Source organism: Streptomyces sp. NPDC037401 (genome assembly GCF_055602345.1).
In genome coordinates this window covers 174667-195612 of the sequence record NZ_JBVJWO010000013.1, presented here as the reverse complement: position 1 = coordinate 195612, position 20946 = coordinate 174667, and the positions used below count along the sequence as shown (strand labels likewise).

General features: G+C 71.7%; 18 protein-coding genes. 5 read left to right on the top strand and 13 right to left on the bottom strand.

The genetic code is table 11. The annotated features are described in order from the left end of the window. Positions 1-8 precede the first annotated feature (8 nt). Positions 9-710, top strand: a complete 702-nt coding sequence (gene cseB, locus ACZ7H1_RS16485) for a two-component system response regulator CseB (protein ID WP_470787266.1) — start codon at positions 9-11, stop codon at positions 708-710. Further along, positions 707-2020, top strand: coding sequence for a two-component system sensor histidine kinase CseC (gene cseC / locus ACZ7H1_RS16480; protein ID WP_470787265.1), 1314 nt, complete (start codon positions 707-709; stop codon positions 2018-2020). The genes cseB and cseC overlap by 4 nt, the downstream gene beginning before the upstream one ends. Before the next feature lie 839 nt (positions 2021-2859). Here cseC and ACZ7H1_RS16475 read toward each other — a convergent pair. Next, positions 2860-4332, bottom strand: a complete 1473-nt coding sequence (locus ACZ7H1_RS16475) for an MDR family MFS transporter (RefSeq protein WP_470787319.1) — start codon at positions 4330-4332, stop codon at positions 2860-2862. Between the two features lie 192 nt (positions 4333-4524). On the opposite strand from ACZ7H1_RS16475, the gene ACZ7H1_RS16470 reads away from it, so the two are divergent. Beyond that, positions 4525-5106, top strand: a complete 582-nt coding sequence (locus tag ACZ7H1_RS16470; protein ID WP_470787263.1) for a TetR/AcrR family transcriptional regulator — start codon at positions 4525-4527, stop codon at positions 5104-5106. Between the two features lie 2 nt (positions 5107-5108). Here ACZ7H1_RS16470 and ACZ7H1_RS16465 read toward each other — a convergent pair whose 3' ends face one another. Next, a complete protein-coding gene (locus ACZ7H1_RS16465) occupies positions 5109-5711 on the bottom strand; it encodes a M23 family metallopeptidase (RefSeq protein WP_470787261.1) in 603 nt (200 codons plus the stop codon). 329 nt (positions 5712-6040) lie between these two features. Here ACZ7H1_RS16465 and ACZ7H1_RS16460 point away from each other — a divergent pair, with 329 nt between their 5' ends. Then, positions 6041-9130, top strand: a complete 3090-nt coding sequence (locus ACZ7H1_RS16460; RefSeq protein ID WP_470787259.1) for an NACHT domain-containing protein — start codon at positions 6041-6043, stop codon at positions 9128-9130. A gap of 79 nt (positions 9131-9209) precedes the next feature. On the opposite strand, the gene ACZ7H1_RS16455 is transcribed toward ACZ7H1_RS16460, so the two are convergent. Beyond that, a complete protein-coding gene (locus ACZ7H1_RS16455) occupies positions 9210-11729 on the bottom strand; it encodes an ATP-dependent Clp protease ATP-binding subunit (RefSeq protein ID WP_470787257.1) in 2520 nt (839 codons plus the stop codon). Between the two features lie 449 nt (positions 11730-12178). Here ACZ7H1_RS16455 and ACZ7H1_RS16450 point away from each other — a divergent pair, with 449 nt between their 5' ends. Next, the gene (locus ACZ7H1_RS16450) at positions 12179-12826 is read left to right on the top strand and encodes an SCO3374 family protein (RefSeq protein ID WP_470787256.1); all 648 of its coding nucleotides are present in this window, start codon (positions 12179-12181) and stop codon (positions 12824-12826) included. Here ACZ7H1_RS16450 and ACZ7H1_RS16445 read toward each other — a convergent pair. The 10 genes from ACZ7H1_RS16445 to ACZ7H1_RS16400 all read right to left on the bottom strand — a co-directional run bounded on the left by ACZ7H1_RS16445 (position 12802) and on the right by ACZ7H1_RS16400 (position 20892). Continuing rightward, positions 12802-13143, bottom strand: coding sequence for a histone-like nucleoid-structuring protein Lsr2 (locus ACZ7H1_RS16445; RefSeq protein WP_470787254.1), 342 nt, complete (start codon positions 13141-13143; stop codon positions 12802-12804). The genes ACZ7H1_RS16450 and ACZ7H1_RS16445 overlap by 25 nt on opposite strands. A gap of 163 nt (positions 13144-13306) precedes the next feature. Further along, positions 13307-13876 (bottom strand): amino-acid N-acetyltransferase, encoded by a 570-nt coding sequence (locus ACZ7H1_RS16440; RefSeq protein WP_470787253.1) that lies wholly within the window; start codon positions 13874-13876, stop codon positions 13307-13309. Between the two features lie 9 nt (positions 13877-13885). Next, entirely contained in the window at positions 13886-14431 is a 546-nt protein-coding gene (locus ACZ7H1_RS16435) for a BlaI/MecI/CopY family transcriptional regulator (protein ID WP_470787252.1), read from the bottom strand. Between the two features lie 107 nt (positions 14432-14538). Next, positions 14539-14718 carry a hypothetical protein gene (locus ACZ7H1_RS16430; protein ID WP_470787251.1) on the bottom strand — a complete coding sequence of 60 codons (180 nt, stop codon included), beginning with the start codon at positions 14716-14718 and terminating at the stop codon, positions 14539-14541. Positions 14719-14732: 14 nt separating this feature from the next. Continuing rightward, a complete protein-coding gene (locus ACZ7H1_RS16425) occupies positions 14733-15350 on the bottom strand; it encodes a hypothetical protein (RefSeq protein WP_470787249.1) in 618 nt (205 codons plus the stop codon). A 92-nt stretch (positions 15351-15442) separates the two neighbouring features. Next, positions 15443-16252: a type III pantothenate kinase gene (locus tag ACZ7H1_RS16420; RefSeq protein WP_470787247.1), complete on the bottom strand. Its 810-nt coding sequence runs from the start codon at positions 16250-16252 to the stop codon at positions 15443-15445. Next, complete coding sequence (gene nadC / locus ACZ7H1_RS16415; protein ID WP_470787246.1) at positions 16252-17235, bottom strand: carboxylating nicotinate-nucleotide diphosphorylase; 984 nt, start codon at positions 17233-17235, stop codon at positions 16252-16254. Before nadC ends, ACZ7H1_RS16420 begins: the two co-directional genes overlap by 1 nt. A 2-nt stretch (positions 17236-17237) precedes the next feature. Next, positions 17238-18941, bottom strand: a complete 1704-nt coding sequence (locus tag ACZ7H1_RS16410; RefSeq protein WP_470787244.1) for an L-aspartate oxidase — start codon at positions 18939-18941, stop codon at positions 17238-17240. Next, positions 18938-19945: a pantoate--beta-alanine ligase gene (gene panC / locus ACZ7H1_RS16405; protein WP_470787242.1), complete on the bottom strand. Its 1008-nt coding sequence runs from the start codon at positions 19943-19945 to the stop codon at positions 18938-18940. Before panC ends, ACZ7H1_RS16410 begins: the two co-directional genes overlap by 4 nt. After that, complete coding sequence (locus ACZ7H1_RS16400) at positions 19942-20892, bottom strand: Rossmann-like and DUF2520 domain-containing protein (RefSeq protein WP_470787240.1); 951 nt, start codon at positions 20890-20892, stop codon at positions 19942-19944. Before ACZ7H1_RS16400 ends, panC begins: the two co-directional genes overlap by 4 nt. Between the last annotated feature and the right edge of the window lie 54 nt (positions 20893-20946).

The window sequence follows — 20946 nt, the reverse complement described above, 5'->3', positions numbered from 1 at the left end:
GCAGTCGGATGGCCGAGACCCATGTGCTGTTTGTGGAGGACGACGACGTCATCCGCGAGGCCACGACCCTCGCGCTGGAGCGCGACGGGTTCCTGGTCACCGCGATGCCCGACGGACTCTCAGGGCTCGAGTCCTTCCGCGCCGACCGCCCCGACATCGCGCTCCTGGACGTGATGGTCCCCGGTATGGACGGCGTGAGCCTGTGCCGCCGCATCCGTGACGAGTCCACCGTTCCCGTGATCATGCTGTCGGCGCGCGCGGACTCCATCGACGTCGTCCTCGGCCTGGAGGCCGGTGCGGACGACTACGTCACCAAGCCGTTCGACGGGTCGGTCCTCGTGGCCCGGATCCGCGCGGTGCTGCGACGCTTCGGCCACGCCGGTTCGGCCGGACAGGCGGCCGACGACGAGCTGGCCGGCGAGCGGGGGGTGCTGACCTTCGGGGACCTCGAGGTCGACACCGAGGGCATGGAGGTGCGGAAGGGCGGGGCGCCCGTCGCGCTCACGCCGACCGAGATGCGCCTGCTGCTGGAGTTCTCCTCGGCGCCCGGCACGGTCCTCTCCCGCGACCGGCTGCTGGAACGCGTCTGGGACTACGACTGGGGCGGCGACACCCGCGTGGTGGACGTCCACGTCCAGCGCCTGCGCACCAAGATCGGGCAGGACCGCATCGAGACGGTCCGCGGCTTCGGATACAAGCTCAAGGCATGAGGCGGATCACCCTCCGCACGGGAATCCGCTGGAAGATCAGTTTCGCCATCGCCGCGGTCGGCGCGCTGATCGCGACGGCACTGAGCCTGGTGGTGCACAACGCCGCCCGGGTCTCCATGCTGGAAAGCGCCCGTGAAGTGCAGATGGAGCGCGTGCAGTTCATCTCGCGCAGTGCCGAGGTCACCAAGAAGCCCCCGCTGTGGGCCAAGGTCAACGACCCCGACCTGCCGCGCGAACTCCGGGACAAGGCCCGCTCGGGCCGCCGCGGCTCGTACGTGCAGGAGCACAAGAACGCCGCGCCCGAGGTCTGGGCGGCGGTGCCGGTGGGCAACGGCCAGATCCTGTCCGTGCACACCAGCTTCGTCGTGAACGCCAACATGATGCGGGACCTCGACCAGGCCCTGATCGCGGGCTCGCTGGCCGTGGTCATCGCCGGGTCCGCCATCGGCGTGCTCATCGGCGGGCAGATCTCCCGCCGGCTGCGCAAGGCGGCCGTGGCCGCGGGCAAGGTGGCGCAGGGCAACACCGACGTGCGGGTACGGGAGGCCGTCGGCGGGGTCGTACGCGACGAGACCGACGACCTGGCGCGCGCGGTCGACGCCATGGCCGCTGCGCTCCAGCAGCGGCTGGAGGCGGAGCGGCGGGTCACCGCGGACATCGCGCACGAGCTGCGGACGCCGGTCACCGGGCTGCTCACGGCCGCGGAACTGCTGCCGCCGGGCCGGCCGACCGAACTGGTCCGGGACCGGGCCCAGGCGATGCGGGCGCTGGTCGAGGACGTCCTGGAGGTCGCCCGGCTCGACAGCGCGTCCGAGCGGGCGGAGCTCCAGGACATCGCGCTCGGCGAGTTCGTCTCGCGGCGGGTGGCCGCGCTGATGCCGGACGCGGTCGTACGGATCGTCGCGGACGAGATCGTCTCGACGGACCCGCGCCGCCTGGAGCGCATCCTCGGCAACCTGCTCGCGAACGCGACGCGTTACGGCAAGCCGCCGGTGGAGGTCGACGTCGAGGGCCGGGTGGTCCGGGTCCGCGACCACGGCCCGGGGTTCCCGGAGGCCCTGCTCAAGGAGGGGCCGAGCCGCTTCCGAACGGGGTCCTCGGACCGGGCGGGTGTGGGGCACGGGCTGGGCCTGACCATCGCGGCGGGCCAGGCCCGGGTACTGGGCGCGCGGCTCACGTTCCGCAACGTGGCCGCGCCGGGCGGCACCGAACGCGCGGGCGCGTCGGCGGGCGCGGTGGCCGTCCTCTGGCTCCCGGAACACGCCCCGACGACGACGGGCAGCTTCCCGATCATCCAGCTGGCGGAGTAGGGCGGGGTCGGGGCCCCGCTGGGTCCGCCCTTCTCCCCCGAGCGGGCTGCTGTCTGCCGGTGTTTGCCCGCCCGCCTCCCCGGGCGGTCTGGCTTGTACGGCAGTCGGCTCGACGGTGGGGCGGGGTCGGTGCCGCGCCGGCTCCTGACGGTCCCCGCAGGCGGGTCCGGCGCATCGGCACTCGGCGGAGCCGAGGTGTGCTGCGGTCGGCGTGACGGCTGGGCGGTGATGGGGGCGGGTTTGCGGTGGGTCGGGGTGGCGGGGTTCTCCGTGGCCTGCCCGCATGTCTGAGTGTCCGTCCGTGCCGGGCCGTGCCCTCAAGGGCGCTCCCTTCGGTCGCGTCGCTTCGCGATTCCGCTTCGCTCCACCCTTGACCGCCCGTCCCGTCCCGGAAGTCCACAGACTTGCGAGCATCCCCCGGAGGGGGAGGGACGGCAGGGGGGACGGGGCCCAGAGCTGGTCCCCCTGGGCCCGCGCAGCGGGGACGGGGGCGCGGGGTGCCGCCCTCCGGGCGGAAAGGCACGCGACAGATCGCTACACAGCCGCGGCCGACTGGCGGCGGCCGGGCTGTCTGTGGCCGGGGAGCCTGGGCTGGCCGGCGGCGGACGCTTGTCGGCAGCAGAGCTCGGTGGGGCGGCCGTCAGGCCGCATGAAAGAGGGCTGGACGGCGCGAAAGCCGCCGACGGCGGGCGACCGCCCACTGGGAGACCTCAGCGTTGCCCTCCCGGCCGCACGGGTGGTGCGGGTGGGTATCCCCAGCCCGCGCGGAGCGCGGGCGCAGCCCCCACCGGCCCCGGCCGGACCGGTACCGCACCCCACCCTCCAGGCCAAGCGCAGCGCTACGGCGCGTCCGGCGTCGGTGTCGCGCCTCGGAGGGGGACCTCCTTGACGAACCAGGCTGCGGCGAAGCCGAGGACCGCGATCGCCGCGCCCAGGAGGAACGCCGCGTGCGTGCCCGAGGCGACGGCGTACTGGTACGCCTCGCGGACCGCCTCCGGCAGTTTCGCCAGGCTCGCCGCGTCCAGCTGCGCCGAGCCGCCCGTGGCGCCTGCGCCCGCGGTGCCGAGCCGCTCGGTCATGGCGTCCTGGACCCGCGTCGTGAAGAGCGAGCCCATCAGGGCCACGCCGAAGGAGCCGCCGAGGGTGCGGAAGAGGGTCGCCGAGGAGGACGCGACGCCCATGTCCTTCATCTCGACGCTGTTCTGCGCGACGAGCATCGTGATCTGCATCAGGAAGCCGAGCCCCGCGCCCAGTACGGCCATGTAGAGGCCGGAGACCAGGCGGGTGGTGCCGGTGTCCATGCCGGCGAGCAGGTAGAGGCCGATCACCATGAGCGCGCCGCCGGCGATCGGGAAGACCTTGTACTTGCCGCTGTTGGTCGTGACGCGGCCCGCGATCAGCGAGACGGCCATCATCGACAGCAGCAGCGGGAGCAGCAGCAGGCCCGAGTTGGTGGCCGAGGCGCCCTGGACGGACTGCTGGAACAGCGGCAGGTAGAGCACGCCGCCGAACATCGCGAAGCCGGTCAGGAAACCGATCACGGACATCAGGGTGAAGTTGCGGCTGCGGAAGATGTGCAGCGGGAGCACCGGGTCGGCGGCCCGGCGTTCCGCGAACAGGAACGCGACGAGGGAGACGACGCCGACGGCGACGAGTCCGAGGACCTGCGCGGAGCCCCAGGCGTACTCCGTACCGCCCCAAGTGGTGACGAGCACGGTGGAGGTGATGGCGACGGTCAGCAGTGCCGCGCCCAGGTAGTCGATCCTGCCCTTGCCGGCTTCCTTCTTCGGCAGGTGCAGCACCGCCGAGACCATCGCGAGGGCGACGGCGCCCAGCGGCAGGTTGATGTAGAAGGACCAGCGCCAGCCCATGTGGTCGGTGATGGTGCCGCCGACGAGCGGGCCGCCGATCATGGCGAGGGCCATGACGCCGGCCATCATGCCCTGGTACTTGCCGCGTTCCCGCGGCGGGATCAGGTCGCCGATGATCGCCATGACGCCGACCATCAGACCGCCGGCGCCCAGGCCCTGGACCGCGCGGAAGCCGATGAGCTGACCCATGTCCTGGGCCATGCCGCTGAGGGCCGAGCCGATCAGGAAGATCACGATGGAGGCGAGGAAGGCGCCCTTGCGGCCGTACATGTCGCCGACCTTGCCCCAGATGGGGGTCGAGGCGGCCGTGGCCAGGGTGTAGGCGGTGACCACCCAGGACAGGTGCGCGAGGCCGCCCAGTTCGCCGACGATCGTCGGCATCGCCGTGCCGATGATCATGTTGTCCAGCATGGCGAGGAGCATGGCGATCATGAGTGCCATCAGCACGACGCGGACGCTGCGGGGCTGGGCGGCCCCCTCGCCCGCTTCGGCTTTCGCGTGCTGTTCCGTCCCGGTGACGCTCAACGTTCCCACTCCCCTGGCACTTACTTGCCGCCCGGCTAGTTCACTACACTGGGGAAGGTAGACGCCCTACTAGCCGGGCGTCAAGTAAGTTTCCGACTCGGGAGAGCCATGCCCAGCAGCACGCCGCAGCCGCGCCGCGGGAACACCCGCCAGCGCATTCAGGACGTCGCCCTGGAGCTCTTCGCCGAGCAGGGGTACGAGAAGACTTCGCTGCGCGAGATAGCGGAACGGCTGGAGGTCACGAAGGCGGCGCTCTACTACCACTTCAAGACCAAGGAAGAGATCCTGATCAGCATCTTCGAGGACAAGACCCGTCCCATCGACGAGCTGATCGCCTGGGCCGGGGGCCAGCCGCGCACCCTGGAGACCAAGCAGGAGATCGTGCGCCGCTACCACGCCGCACTGATGGGGGCGTCGGACCTCTTCCGGTTCATGCAGGAGAACCAGGCCACGGTCCGCGAGCTGAGCATCGGCGAGAGCTTCAAGGAGCGGGTGGTCGGCCTCATCAAGCTGATCCAGGAGCCGGACTTCGCGATGACCGACCGGGTCCGCTGCGTGAGCGCGCTGTTCACGATGCACGCGGGCGTGTTCTTCATGCAGAACGTCGAAGGCGACCCGGAGGAGAAGCGTGCCGCTGTCCTCGAGGTCGCCATCGACATGGTGACGCAGGCCCATCACGGGCGTGCGTAGCGTCAGAACTTCACGCCTTCGGCGCGCAGGAAGCTCATCGGGTTGACGGCAGAGCCGTAGTTCGGAGTGGTCCGGATCTCGAAGTGGAGGTGCGGGCCGCTGGAGTTGCCGGTGTTGCCCGAGAGGCCGATCCGCTGGTCGGTGGTGACCTTCTGTCCGATCCGGACCTGGACCTTCGACAGGTGCGCGTACTGCGAGTACGTGTTGTTGCCGTGCTTGATCACGATGGCGTTGCCGTAGGCCGGGCCGTCGCCGGCGCCGTTCGGGCCCGCCTTGACCACGACACCGCTGTGCACGGCCTTGACCGGGGTGCCGACCGGCACCGCGAAGTCCTGGCCGGAGTGCTTGTGGGCCCACATGCTGCCGCCCTTGCCGAAGGTCGCGGAGAGCACGTAGCGGTCGACCGGGTCGGCCCACGCGGGCGCCTTCGCGGCCTTGGCCGGCTGAGCGGCTGCGGCGGGCTTGGCGGCTGCGGCGGATTCCGCGGCGAAGGCGTGACCGGCGCCGAGCGCCATCACGGCCCCGAGCCCGGCGGCCACGACGGCGGTGCGGGTACGGAGGGCGGAGGCGGGACGACGGGCACCGGTACGGACGCTCTTCGACATGCGGAAACCAATCACGAGGCAACAGGGGCAGGCATCAGCCCGGCACGATGGCGCACTGTTCGGCGCGGATGCCGGGCTGGCTCATCCTTGGTAACCCGCACTCCCCGGACTTCCCAAACGTCCCATTTACTACGGAAGGCCGTAGATGCCTCCGGGGAATTCAGCCCTGTTGACGGCCTCCTTGCGGGGTGACAGGACCCCCTCCACCCCCGCGCGGATCTACTAAAATAGGTAGTACGTCCGATTTGCCCTGTGCGGCTTGTCACCGCTCCCGGACCGGGCTGTCCGTTTCGGAAGCAGCGAAATGTGACCGTCGCTACGCTCCCGTCGTGGACCCCGCGCAGATCGGCATCCGGCTCGCATCGAGCGTCATGGCCCCCCTGATCAAAGGGCTGTTCCGTACCGAGGGCGCGGGCGCGGGGCTGGTGGACCGCCCCGTGCGCATCTCCTCGTACCTCTCCCTCCGCGAGAAGCGCACCCTCACCGAGGAGGACCTGCGTCGGCTCTCCCGCGAGCTGGTCGGGCGCGCGCTGCGCGCCCCCGGCGAGCGCCCGTTGCCCGCGGGCGAGGAGGCCGGGGTCGCCGAGGCCCTCACCCAGACCCTGCACGCGCTCGGCGACCTGACCCTGACGGACGCGGAGGCGGTCGAGCTCGGCCACCGGGCCCTCGCCGCCCGGCTGCGCGCGGCCGCCCCCGACCCGGGCCTGTCCCGGGACGCCGGGTACTTCTTCGAGCGCCTGCTCGACACCACCTGTCTGCACGTCCTGCACTTCTTCACGCAGCGCTCGGCGTTCGTGGCCTCCAGCCTGGTCCACCAGACCCGCCGCCAGGCCGAGCTGATCGACAAGGTCGACCAGCTGATCGCCCGCGTCCCCCGCCAGGACGCCCGCGACGCGGACTTCGAGCGCCGGTACCTCGCCTACGTCGTCCGCCGCCACAGCAGCCTGACCATCTTCGGCATCGACCTCGCGCCCGGCTCGGCACGCTGGCCCCTGGACGCCGCCTACATGAGCCTGGAGGCCACCCCCCGGCCCCCGCGGCAGCTGCGCGGGCTCGCGGACCACTGGCCGGAGGGCGACCAGGCCCGCTTCTCCCCCGCCCGCCCGGCACCCCGCCCCGCCGACCTGGCCCTCGCCGAGCACGAACGGGTGCTGCTGCGCGGCGACGCCGGCTCCGGGAAGACCACGCTCATCCAGTGGCTGGCCGTCTGCGCCGGCCGCCCCGCGACCGGCGACCGGATGGGGTACGTACGCGACCGGATCCCCTACGTCCTGCCGCTGCGCACCCTGACCCGGCACGGCGAGCGGCTGCCGGCCCCGCGCGCCTTCCTGAGCGCCGTGGGCTGCTCCCTCGCCGGCGACCAGCCCGAGGGCTGGGAGGCCCGGGTGCTGGCGGCCGGCCGCGGGCTGATCCTGATCGACGGGATCGACGAGATCCCCGAAGCGGAACGGGCCGCCACGCGCGACTGGCTGACCGACCTCACCGCCACCTACCCGGGCAACCGCTGGCTGGTGACCTCGCGCCCGTCGGCCGTACGGGAGGACTGGCTGCAGGACGAGTCCTTCGCGGAGCTGACGCTCTCCCCGATGACGCTCGCGAACGTCCAGGACTTCATCGAGCGGTGGCACGCGGCGGCCGCCACCGGAGACGGGGACGGGGACGACGGCGAGCTGACCGGTTACGAGACCCAGCTCAAGGAAGCCGTACGGACCAAGCCGGACCTCGGCCGACTCGCCACCAACCCGCTCATGTGCGGGCTGATCTGCGCCCTGCACCGGGACCGGCGCGGCTTCCTGCCGCTGGGCCGCATGGACCTGTACACCGCCGCGCTGTCGATGCTGCTGGCCCGGCGGGACCGGGAACGCCGCGTCCACGCGGCGGAGCTGCGCGAGGAGCCGCAGCTGCAGCTGCTCCAGCGGCTGGCCTACTGGCTGATCCGCAACGGCCGTACCGAGATGGACCGGTCACGGGCCGAGGCCCTGATCGCCGAGGCCCTGCCCGCGGTACGCGAGGCCGCGGACGCCCTCGGGGACGCCCGCGGGGTGTACGCCCACTTCCTGGCCCGCAGCGGCCTGCTGCGGGAGCCCGTGCCGGGCACGGTGGAGTTCGTCCACCGCACCTTCCAGGACTTCCTGGGGGCGCGCGCGGCGGTCGACGAGGGCGGGTTCGGGGAGCTGGCCGGGCACGTCGGCGACGACCAGTGGGAGGACGTGATCCGCATGGCGGTGGCCCAGGCACGGCCGCGCGAGCGGGCGGACCTCTTCCGGGCCCTGCTGGCGGACCCGGGCGACCGGGCGGCCCTGCTGGCGTTCTCCTGCCTGGAGCACGCGGCCGAGCTGGACCCGGCGGTCCGGGCGGAGGTGGAACGGCGCGCCCGCGCGCTGCTGCCGCCGGCGAGCCCCGAGCGCGCCGAGGAACTCGCCAAGGTGGGCCCGCTGCTGCTGGACCTGCTGCCGGGCCCGGACTGGCTGAGCGCTTTCGATGCCGAGAACGTGGTCGTCGCCGCCTCTCACGTCGTCTCCGAGCGCACGCCGCCCTTCCTGGCCCGCTTCTGCACCCACCCCGCCGTGGGGGTCCGGAACCGGCTCGTAGAGGCGTGGGGCCGCTTCGACGTCCAGGAGTACGCGCGGGAGGTCATCGCGCGGATCGACCCCGAGGACGTGACCTTCACCGTCGGCTCGGACGAGCAGTTGGCTGCCCTGATCGCGCTCGGCCCCGGAGGACTGGACGCCCTGGACGCCCATGGGCCGATCTCCCCGCGCCTGTTGGCCGAGTACACCGGCATCACGCCCCTGCGGGAAGTGTGCCTGCGGAGCAACAGCCTTCTGACGGACCTGTCGTTCCTGCGGGGCCAGAGCACACTGGCCGAACTGGAGATCACCGATTGCGATGCGCTGCGTGACCTGACACCGCTGGCAGGTCTGCCGCTCGAAACCGTCTACTTCAACGTCGACCGCCCCGATCTGGCCGTACTGGCCGCATTGCCGAGACTGCGGCGGCTCGCACTCAGCCTGGCGGGAGTGGAGTGGTCGCTGAACGCACTCGCGGACACCGCCTCACTGCGCACCCTCACCCTCAGCGGGGTGGGCCTGACGGACGGCCTGGCGGGTGTCTCCCGGCACTCGCACCTCGCGGTCGTACACCTGGGCCGCCGGTCGAGCCCACGAGACGCCTGCGACTGGGAGCGGCTGGCCGGGCTGCCGGCGCTGGAGCAGCTCGACGTCACGACTGACTCCCTGCTCTGCGCGCCACCCGGTCTGGCCCTGGGCGTCAGCAAGCTGTTCCTGACGTACCCGACGGACGACGAGGCAGCCCTCGCCCGGGTCCCGGCGCTGTTCCCGCGCCTTGCGCACCTGTGGGTGGCCGGGCAGCAGGAGCTCGGCGACCTGCCGGACTCCGTCACCGTCCGCCGGTTCTGACCCTCCGGGGACGGGAAAGGGGCGGCCCCGGAACCTTTCGGTCCCGGGGCCGCCCCTTTGCCCAGCGCCTGGCGCGTGGTCACGCGCCCTTGCTCAGGTCCGGGCCGGAGCCCGTCGCCTCGATCGGGGGGACGTCCGGCAGAGCGGACTTCTCCTCGCCGCGGAAGGTGAACTTGGCGGATTCGCCCTCACCCTCCGTGCCGACGACCACGATGTGACCGGGGCGCAGCTCACCGAAGAGGATCTTCTCGGAGAGGATGTCCTCGATCTCGCGCTGGATCGTGCGGCGCAGCGGACGCGCACCCAGGATCGGGTCGTAGCCGCGCTTCGCGAGCAGCAGCTTCGCCTCGCCGCTGAGCTCGATGCCCATGTCGCGGTCCTTGAGGCGCTCGTCCACCTTGGCGATCATCAGGTCGACGATCTGGATGATGTCTTCCTGGCTGAGCTGGTGGAAGACGACCGTGTCGTCGACACGGTTGAGGAACTCGGGCCGGAAGTGCTGCTTGAGCTCCTCGTTGACCTTCGCCTTCATCCGGTCGTATCCCGTCTTGACGTCGCCCTGGGCGGCGAAGCCCAGGTTGAAGCCCTTCGAGATGTCCCGCGTACCCAGGTTCGTCGTCATGATGATGACGGTGTTCTTGAAGTCCACCACGCGGCCCTGGGAGTCGGTCAGGCGGCCGTCTTCCAGGATCTGCAGCAGGGAATTGAAGATATCCGGGTGCGCCTTCTCGACCTCGTCGAAGAGGACGACGGAGAACGGCTTCCGGCGGACCTTCTCGGTCAGCTGGCCGCCCTCTTCGTAGCCCACGTAACCGGGGGGCGAACCGAAGAGACGGGAAACCGTGTGCTTCTCGCTGAACTCCGACATGTCGAGGGAGATCAGCGCGTCCTCGTCGCCGAAGAGGAATTCGGCGAGGGTCTTGGACAGCTCGGTCTTACCGACACCGGACGGGCCGGCGAAGATGAACGAGCCGCCGGGGCGCTTCGGGTCCTTCAGACCCGCACGCGTACGCCGGATCGCCTGGGAAAGCGCCTTGATGGCGTCCTTCTGGCCGATGACGCGCTTGTGGAGCTCGTCCTCCATGCGCAGCAGCCGGGAGGACTCCTCCTCGGTGAGCTTGAAGACGGGAATGCCGGTCGCGGTCGCGAGGACCTCGGCGATCAGATCGCCGTCGACCTCGGCGACGACGTCCATGTCGCCGGCCTTCCACTCCTTCTCCCGCTTGGTCTTCGCCGCCAGCAGCTGCTTCTCCTTGTCGCGGAGCGAAGCTGCCTTCTCGAAGTCCTGGGAGTCGATGGCCGACTCCTTGTCGCGGCGGACGCCGGCGATCTTCTCGTCGAACTCGCGGAGGTCCGGCGGCGCGGTCATCCGGCGGATGCGCATCCGGGAGCCGGCCTCGTCGATCAGGTCGATCGCCTTGTCCGGGAGGAAGCGGTCCGAGATGTACCGGTCGGCCAGCGTGGCCGCCTGGACGAGGGCCTCGTCCGTGATGGAGACACGGTGGTGGGCCTCGTAGCGGTCGCGCAGACCCTTGAGGATCTCGATGGTGTGCGGCAGCGAGGGCTCGGCGACCTGGATGGGCTGGAAGCGGCGCTCGAGGGCCGCGTCCTTCTCCAGGTGCTTGCGGTACTCGTCGAGCGTGGTCGCACCGATGGTCTGGAGCTCGCCGCGGGCCAGCATCGGCTTCAGGATCGAGGCCGCGTCGATGGCGCCTTCCGCGGCACCCGCACCGACGAGCGTGTGGAGCTCGTCGATGAACAGGATGATGTCGCCGCGGGTGCGGATCTCCTTGAGGACCTTCTTCAGGCGCTCCTCGAAGTCACCGCGGTAGCGGGAGCCGGCGACGAGCGCACCGAGGTCGAGGGTGTAGAGGTGCTTGTCCTTGAGGGTCTCGGGCACCTCGCCCTTGACGATGGCCTGGGCCAGGCCCTCGACGACCGCCGTCTTGCCGACGCCGGGCTCGCCGATGAGGACCGGGTTGTTCTTCGTACGGCGGGACAGCACCTGCATGACCCGCTCGATCTCCTTCTCGCGCCCGATGACCGGGTCGAGCTTGGATTCGCGGGCCGCCTGGGTGAGGTTGCGGCCGAACTGGTCGAGGACGAGCGAGGTCGAGGGGGTGCCCTCGGCCGGGCCGCCTGCCGTGGCCGTTTCCTTGCCCTGGTAGCCGGAGAGCAGCTGGATGACCTGCTGCCGGACTCGGTTGAGATCGGCGCCCAGCTTCACGAGGACCTGGGCGGCCACGCCCTCGCCCTCGCGGATCAGGCCGAGCAGGATGTGCTCGGTGCCGATGTAGTTGTGGCCGAGCTGAAGAGCCTCGCGGAGCGAGAGCTCCAGGACCTTCTTCGCCCGCGGGGTGAAGGGGATGTGCCCGGACGGGGCCTGCTGGCCCTGGCCGATGATCTCCTCGACCTGCTGGCGAACAGCCTCGAGCGAAATCCCGAGGCTCTCCAGGGCCTTAGCGGCGACACCCTCACCCTCGTGGATCAAGCCCAGGAGGATGTGCTCGGTGCCGATGTAGTTGTGGTTGAGCATCCGGGCTTCTTCCTGAGCCAGGACGACAACCCGCCGCGCGCGGTCGGTGAACCTCTCGAACATCGTTATTCGCTCCTCAGAGCGGTCGGGCAGTTCGGGGTCGGTCCCCGCCCTGTCCTTCCGCATGCTAGTCCCGCGGGGCGGGACAGCTCATTCCAACTGCCGACATCCGTCCCCGGCTCACCCCACTCGGTGGGGTAAATCCGCGTTGCACAGCCGACAACTGCTCCAACCCGATGGTGCGAGACGATGTTCCCGCAGGCCAGACAGATACCCGTCCCATCACTACGCCGATGGCGAACGGGAGCCGGTCAAATCAGCGTGTCGCCCCGATCCACTAGGAATGTCTTACCCGTAAGCACTGACAGTCCATGCCCCCCGCACCGGTCTCCTCCGCTACGGGCGAACACGCTTGCGCCCCGAATGCGTCCCTCCGCTCGGCGGAGGTTTACGCTCCGCATTGATGCGGGGACGGTGCGTAACTCCAGCCGGTTTCGAGAGTTTCTCCGGTCATGGCGCTGACCGTCCCGCTCCTGAGGGCTCCGCAGGACCCGTCCGATCCGGCCGGGGAGTCCGGGGAGTCCGGGGAGTCCGGGGCCGGTGGTTCCGGTCCGCTCGATCCGGTGGCGCGCTGGTACGCGCACCGGCTCGGCTGGCCCGTCACTGCGGGTACGCCGGTGCAGCTGGTGACCGGCGTGCGGTTCGACGTGCTGGAGCTGCCTGCCTCGGCCGGCCTCGCGGTGCTGCGTCGCGGGGTGGCGACCGGACCCGTCGCGCTCATGGGGCGCCGGATGCGGATCCTGCTGGCCGCGGGCGCCGCGGACGAGCTGGAGGGGCTGCTCGACTGGCTGGAGTGGGGCGGGGTGGCCCTCGACCTGACCGCCCTGGGTGCGGGCGGGCGGATCACCGCTCCGGCACCTCCCGGCGCCCCGGAGCGGGCCGGGGACGGTTCTCAGGGGGCCGCCGTGTGGCTGCGGCCCCCCGAGCCGGGGTGTGAGGCACTGCTGCCGGCCCTGACCGCCCTGGGGCGGCCGCCCGGCGCCGGGTCTCCCTCGGGAGCACCCGATCTCGTACGGCTGGTCGGCGCGGCGGCGACGGAGTGCCACCGGGCCCGGCTGCTGCGTACGCGGCTGGATCAGCCCTTGGGCCTGTTCTCGTAGGCCTCGCGAATCTCGGCGGGCACGCGGCCGCGGTCGTTCACGTTGAAACCGTTGGCCTTCGCCCAGGCGCGGATCTCGGCAGTGTCCGAGCTTCCGCCGACGGCGACGCGCCCCTTCGCGGCACGACCGGTCGCGGCACGGCCACCGGTGCGGCGCCCGCTCTTGGTGTACGGCTCGAGCAGGCCGCGGAGCTTGTCCGCGTTGGCGGTGGTGAGGTCGATCTCGTAGGTCTTGCCATCCAGAGCGAACGTCACGGTCTCGTCCGCCTCGCCACCGTCGAGGTCGTCGACAAGAAGGACCTGAACCTTCTGTGCCACCGGATTTCCTTTCATCGAAAATGCAGTACGCGGAAAGGAAACCGCTTTTGCTGGAAAAACACAAACCCCCGAGAGAGGTTCAGGGCCTCAACGGGACGGGAAACGTACGCGATTCGGACATAGGCCACAGGCGGGTCCGGCGCCGAAATAACGGGCCGAACGATCAGAGGTGCAGAAGCATCCGGCTGTTGCCCAGGGTGTTCGGCTTCACTCGTTCGAGACCCAGGAACTCTGCGACGCCCTCGTCATAGGAACGCAGGAGCTCGCTGTAGACATCGTGGCCGACCGGGGTCTCACCGATCTCGACGAAGCCGTGCTTCGCGAAGAAGTCGACTTCGAAGGTGAGGCAGAATACCCGGCTCACCCCGAGCTCGCGGGCGGTCTCCACCAACTTGCCGAGGAGCCGGTGCCCCACTCCGGCGCCCTTCAACTCGCGGTCGACGGCGAGAGTGCGGACTTCGGCGAGGTCTTCCCACATCACGTGGAGAGCCCCGCAGCCGACCACGCGGCCGTCATCCCCGGCTTCCGCGACCCAGAACTCCTGGATGTCCTCGTAAAGGGTCACGGGTGCTTTGTCGAGCAGGATCCGCTCGTGAACGTACTGATCGAGGAGCCGGCGCACCGCGGCCACATCACTGGTGCGCGCCCGGCGGATCGTCACTGCTTTTGCATTTGCACCGGGAAACCGGCGCGGAAGCGAATCGTCTTGGGGGTTCGGATGCTGTGCGGCCATGAACGGACGCTATCGCCCCGCAGGCCTCGGGCCCTCATCGGCATCCCCCTTCGGGGGCCCGGCCCGGCCGGGCTTCGGGGCGTCCCCTGCGGGAGCCTGCGGGGCGGGCCCCGGGGCGGGTTCCGGAGAAGCTTCCGATGCGGGTTCCGGTACGGGTTCCGGTGCAGGTTCCGGCGAACGTTCCGGTGCGGGCTCCTGCGGCTGAACGATTCGCACGGCATCCCGGAGGGCTTCGCGCTGTTCCGCCGACATCATCCCGAAGAAGGCGACCAGGGCAGCGGCCGGGTTGTCGCTCGTGGCCCAGGCTTCGTTCATCAGTGCGGCCGAGTAGGCGGCGCGGGTGGAGACCGCCGTATATCGATAGGCGCGGCCTTCCGCTTCCCTGCGGACCCAGCCCTTCTGATGAAGATTGTCCATAACGGTCATGACCGTGGTGTACGCGATGGACCGTTCCTGCTGGAGGTCTTCCAGCACTTCCCGGACAGTCACCGGGCGGTTCCACTGCCACACCCGGGTCATGACGGCGTCTTCGAGTTCTCCCAAGGGGCGAGGCACACCAGCACAATAGTGTGAGATGTCCTAAATCGCCCGGCTATTCGCGCGTCTCCCCGCAAAAAACGGGCGCACGGCCCGAAAGGAGCCGCACGCCCGGGGGCACTGCTTCAGGAAGTGCTGTTATTGGAGGCCTGCCGGGCCGACTCGGCACGGGCGAGCACGGCGTCGACCGCCGCGTCCTCCTTGGCCTTGTTCGAGCCGCCCTGGCTCTTCACGATCGTCACGACAAGTGCGATGAACAGAACGGCCATCATCACGGGGGGCACGAGCGCGGAAACGTAGTCCATGCCCTTCAGCCTAGCTACCCGGCCGCACGCGTGGACGGCGGGGGCGTGGGCTTGCGGCGCGGCGGGAAGACCTCGCCGGGGGTCGGGATCGGGCGGTCCGGCCGGTCGGGGCGCGGCGCCGCCGGCTCCTGCGGTGCGGGCTTGGCGGGCGCGGGCCGGTCCGCCTCGCCCTCGCGTCCCCCGCGCAGGGCCAGCAGGCGGGTCCGGGGCGCCGGGGCGGTCGGTCCCGGCCGGGTGCGCAGGGAGCGCTCGGCGAGGCTCTGGCAGCGCTCCAGGAGGGCCGCGGCGACGGGGTTGCCGCGCAGGGCGCGCAGGGCGGCGAGGTCGTCGGGTGCGGGCTGGTAGCCGGCCGCGAGCGCGTCCTGGAGCAGTTCCAGGTATCCGTGGAGGCTGCCGGGGAGGGCGTCGCGGTAGCGTCCGAGGTCCGCGAGCAGGAATTCTCTGAGGCGCCCGGCCTCCCGGACCGCTTCGTCGACGGACTGTGCCAGGCGCAGGCAGTCCTGGACCTCTCTGGCCGTGAGGGCCGCCCGGTCGGTGTCGGAGTGGAGAGCGTGGGCGAGGGAACGCCGAAGCACGTGCAGCTCAGCAGCGCTGAACGCCATGCCGCCGCGGGATCCGTAGGGCGTGGGCATGGCCAGAAGATACGCGCTAATCGGACAAAATCCCCTGATGTGACCCTCGACCGGCGCGCCGCCGGACCGGGGCCCGGCGGCGCGCGTACGTCCTACGAGAACGACGGGACGTTGCGTTCGTAGACCAGGCGCAGGCCGATGAGGGTGAGCCAGGGTTCGTGGTCGTCGATGGTCGCGGCCTCGCCGAGGACTACCGGTGCCAGGCCGCCCGTCGCGATCACGCGGACGTCGGAGGGGTCGCCGTCCGGCCCGGCCAGCTCGCGCCGCATCCGGGTCACGACCCCGTCGACCTGCCCTGCGAACCCGTACACGACTCCGGACTGCATGGCCTCGACCGTGCTCTTGCCGATGACGTTGCGCGGGCGGGCCAGCTCGATCTTGCGGAGCATGGCACCGCGGGCGCCGAGGGCCTCCATCGAGATCTCGATGCCCGGGGAGATCACTCCGCCCGTGTACTCGCCGCGCGAGGAGACCGCGTCGAAGGTGGTGGCCGTGCCGAAGTCGACGACGATCGCGGGGCCGCCGTAGAGCTCGACGGCCGCGACGGCGTTGATGATGCGGTCGGCGCCGACTTCCTTCGGGTTGTCCATGAGGATCGGCACGCCCGTCTTGATGCCGGGCTCGACGAGCACGGACGGCACGTCGCCGTAGTAGCGGCGGGTGACCTCGCGCAGTTCGTGGAGCACCGACGGGACCGTCGAGCAGATGGCGATGCCGTGGACGCCGTCGCCCAGCTCGTCGCCCAGCAGCGGGTGCATGCCCATCAGGCCCTGCATCAGCACGGCCAGTTCGTCGGCCGTGCGCCGCGGGTCGGTGGAGATGCGCCAGTGCTCGACGATCTCGTCCCCGTCGAACAGGCCGAGCACCGTGTGGGAGTTGCCCGCGTCGATGGTCAGCAGCATCAGCGTGCCGCCTCGCGCAGGTCCAGGCCGATGTCCAGGATCGGGGAGGAGTGCGTGAGGCCGCCGACGGCCAGGTAGTCCACGCCCGTCTCGGCGTACGCGCGCGCGTTCTCCAGGGTGAGGCGGCCGGAGGACTCCAGGACGGCGCGGCCCTTGTTGTGCCCGCGGTTGAGGGTCACCGCCTCCTCGGTCTCCAGCGGGGTGAAGTTGTCGAGGAGGATCAGGTCGGCGCCGGCGTCCATGACCTCGCGGGCCTGGTGGAGGGTGTCGACCTCGACCTCGACGGGCAGTTCCGGGAACAGCTCGCGCACGGCCTTGAAGGCCTGGGCGACGCCGCCCGCGGCGACCACGTGGTTGTCCTTGACCAGGGCCGCGTCCGACAGGGACATGCGGTGGTTGACGCCGCCGCCGCAGCGGACCGCGTACTTCTCCAGCGAGCGCAGGCCGGGGGTGGTCTTGCGGGTGTCGCGGACCTTGGCGCCGGTGCCCTCCAGGGCGTCCGCCCAGGCGCGGGTGGCGGTGGCGATGCCGGAGAGGCGGCACAGGATGTTCAGCGCGCTGCGCTCGCCGGTCAGCAGGTCGCGGGTGCGGGCGGTGACCGAGAGGAGGACCTGGTCCTTCTCCACGCGGTCGCCGTCCTCGGCGAGCCGCTCGACCTCGAAGGCGTCCTCGCAGACGACGGAGAGGACGGCCTCGGCGATCCGCAGGCCGGCGACGACGCCCGCCTGGCGGGCGGTGAAGTCCGCGGTGGCGACGGCGTCTTCGGGAACGGTGGCGACCGTGGTCACGTCCACGCCGCCGTCGAGGTCCTCGGAGATCGCCATGTGCGCGATGTCCTCGACCTCGATGGGGTCCAGGCCGGCGTCGGCCAGCAGCTGGGCGAGGGCGGGGTCGAGGCCGCACTCCGCGGGCTCGCAGGCGCAGTCGTCGCCGCAGCCGTCGGCGGAGTCGCTGGGGATGAGGGGGAGTTCGGGGGTGGTCACGGTCACTGCTCCTGGCTCAGGGGGTGGCGTACGGGCGGGAAGTCCGCGGAGTCGGTCGTGGTCACGACCAGGGCGCGCTTCTCGGTGGCGGAGAGGCGGACGACGAGGTGGCGCCGCCAGTTCGCGTCGTCGCGGTCCGGGTGGTCCTCGCGCCAGTGGCAGCCGCGGGTCTCGGTGCGGCGGCGGGCGGCGGCGACCAGGACGCGGGCCACGCACAGCAGGTTGGTGGCCTCCCAGCTGTCGGTGCCGGGCTCGGCGGTCTTGCCGTGGGTCTCGAGCCGGCCGAGGGCCTCGCCGTAGAGGGCTTCGAGGGAGTCGGCGGCGGCGGCCAGGGATCCGGCCGACCGCAGGACGCCCGCGCCCTCGGTCATGATCCGCTGGATCTCGAAGCGGGTCTCGCCGCCGAGCAGCGGTCCGGTGGCGGGTACGGGTATGCCGGGGCCGGCCGGGACGGGGGCGGAGGCCGCGATGTCGTCGGCGATGCGCTCGGCGAAGACCAGCCCCTCCAGCAGGGAGTTGGAGGCGAGCCGGTTGGCGCCGTGCACTCCGGTGCAGGCGACCTCGCCGCACGCGTACAGGCCGGGGACGGTGGTGCGGCCGCGCAGGTCGGTGCGGACGCCGCCGCTGGCGTAGTGGGCGGCGGGTGCGACCGGGATGGGCTGGGTCACGGGGTCGATGCCGTGGGCGCGGCAGGCGGCGAGGATGGTGGGGAAGCGCTGTTCCCACATCCGCGCCCCGAAGTGGCGGGCGTCCAAGTACATGTGCCGGGCGCCCTGTTCCTGCATGCGGCGCATGATGCCCTTGGCGACGATGTCGCGCGGGGCGAGTTCGGCCAGTTCGTGCTGTCCGAGCATGAAGCGGACGCCGTCGGCGTCGACGAGGTGGGCGCCTTCGCCGCGTACCGCTTCGGAGACCAGCGGCTGCTGGCCTTCGGCGTCGGGGCCGAGGAAGAGCACGGTGGGGTGGAACTGCACGAATTCGAGGTCGGAGACCTCGGCGCCGGCGCGCAGGGCGAGCGCGACGCCGTCGCCGGTGGAGACGGCGGGGTTGGTGGTGGCGGAGAAGACCTGGCCCATGCCGCCGGTGGCGAGGATGACGGCGGGGGCGTGGACGGCGCCGACGCCGTCGTGCTGGCCTTCGCCCATGACGTGGAGGGTGACTCCGGCGGTGCGGCCTTCGGCGTCCTGGAGGAGGTCGAGGACGAGGGCGTTCTCGACGGTCTCGATGCCGGCGTTGTGGACGGCGGCGACCAGGGCGCGGGAGATCTCGGCGCCGGTGGCGTCGCCTCCTGCGTGGGCGATCCGGCGGCGGTGGTGGCCGCCTTCCCGGGTCAGCTCGATCTCGCCGGTGGCTTCGGAGGTGTCGAACACGGCGCCGGTCTCGATCAACCGCCGTACGGCGTCGGGGCCTTCGGTGACGAGCAGGCGTACGGCGGTCTCGTCGCAGAGGTCCGCGCCGGCGACGAGGGTGTCGTCGAGGTGCTGTTCGGGGGTGTCGCCCTCGCCGAGGGCGGCGGCGATGCCGCCCTGGGCCCAGCGGGTGGAGCCGTCGTCGAGCCGGGCCTTGGTGACGACGACGGTACGGCGGCCCGCGGCGGCGCAGCGCAGTGCGGCGGTGAGGCCGGCGACCCCGGAGCCGACGACCACGACGTCGGCCTCGATCGCCCAGCCGGGGGCGGGGGCGTGCAGTCGTATGCCAGTGGTCACTTGTGCGCTCCGAACTCCATAGGGCCGAACTCCACGGGGATGTTGTCGATGAGGCGGGTCGTGCCGACCTTGGCGGCGACGGCGAGGACGGCCTCGCCCGCGAAGCCGTCGGAGACCTCGGTGAAGTCGGCGGGGTCGACGAGGGCCACGTAGTCGAGGAGGAGCGGCGGCTGGGCGCGGGCGGCCTCGTGGAGTACGGAGCGGGCTGCGGACCGTACGGCGTCGGGGAGTCCGTGTGCGGCGGCCGAGACGGCGTGGGCGTCGGCGGAGGCGCGGGCCTCGCCGAGCCGGGCGAGGGCGGAGGCGCGTTCGTCGGTGGCGGGGGCGGCTTCGGCGCGGGCGCACAGGGCGGCCTGGGCGGCGAGCCGGTCGCGGCCGGCGAACAGGGCGCGGGACAGGGCCAGCGCGGTGGCCCGCTCGGCGGCGGAGAGGAAGCGGTTGCGGCTGGACAGGGCCAGTCCGTCGGCCTCGCGGACGGTCGGGACGCCGATGATCTCGACGGGGAAGTTGAGGTCCCGGGCCATGCGGCGGATCAGGGCGAGCTGCTGGGCGTCCTTCTGGCCGAAGAGGGCGAGGTCGGGCGCGGTGAGGTGGAGCAGTTTGGCGACGACGGTGAGCATGCCGTCGAAGTGGCCGGGGCGGGTGGCGCCTTCGAGGCGGGTGCCCATGGGGCCGGCGGAGAGCCGGACCTGCGGTTCGCCGCCGGGGTACACCTCGTCGACGGACGGGGCGAAGACGGCGTCGGCGCCGGACAGTCCGGCGAGTTCGACGTCGGCGGCGAGGGTGCGGGGGTAGCGGTCGAGGTCTTCGTTCGCCCCGAACTGCAGCGGGTTGACGAAGACGGTGACGACGACCTGGCCGGCCGGTCCGACGGTCTCGCGGGCGGTGCGTACGAGGGTGGCGTGGCCTTCGTGGAGGGCGCCCATCGTCATGACGACGGCGCGGCGGCCGGTGCGCGGCAGGGCGTGCAGTTCGGCGGCGGTGTGGAGCAGCGCGGGGGTCATCGCCGGCCTCCCTGGGGGTCCTGGGGGCCTTGGGAGCCTTCGGAGAGCACGCCGAGCAGGTCCTCGGCGAGTTCGGGCTTGAGGAGGCCGTGGGCGAGGGCCCGGTCGGCGGTGGAGCGGGCCATCGCGAGGTATCCGGCGACGGTCTGCGGGGCGTGCTTGCGCAGTTCGGCGACGTGGGCGGCGACGGTGCCGGCGTCGCCGCGGGCGACGGGGCCGGTGAGGGCGGCGTCGCCGGAGCGCAGGGCGTTGTCGAGGGCGGCGCCGAGGAGGGGGCCGAGCATCCGGTCGGGGCGGGAGACGCCCGCGGTGCGGAGCAGCTCCATCGACTGCGCCACCAGGGTGACCAGGTGGTTCGCGCCGAGTGCGAGGGCGGCGTGGTAGAGCGGGCGGGCCTCTTCGGCGATCCACTCGGGCTCGCCGCCCATTTCGATGACGAGGGCTTCGGCGGCCAGTCGCAGTTCGTCGGGGGCGGTGACGCCGAACGAGCAGCCCGCGAGGCGCTGGACGTCGACGGCGGTCCCGGTGAAGGTCATGGCGGGGTGCAGGGCGAGCGGCAGGGCGCCGGCCCGGCGGGCGGGGTCGAGCACGGCGGTGCCGTACCGGCCGGAGGTGTGGACGATGAGCTGTCCGGGGCGGACGGCGCCGGTCTCGGCGAGCCCTTCGACCAGGCCGGGCAGGGTGTCGTCGGGCACGGTCAGCAGTACCAGGTCGGCGCGCTCGAGGACCTGCGCAGGCGGTACGAGCGGGACGTCGGGCAGCATCTCGACGGCCCGGCGGCGGGACGCGTCGGAGACGCCGGAGACGGCGACCGGGTGGTGTCCGGCGAGCTGGAGCGCGGCGGCGAGCGCGGGGCCGACGCGGCCTGCTCCGACGACGCCGACGGTGAGCCGGGCGGGGCGGGGCGGGGCCGCGGGATGCGGTGCCGGGGGCGGTGATGCGTTCACGCGGGGAGGGCCTTCCGTTCCAGTCCGCGGGGGGTACCGGACGTTACGTCGCCA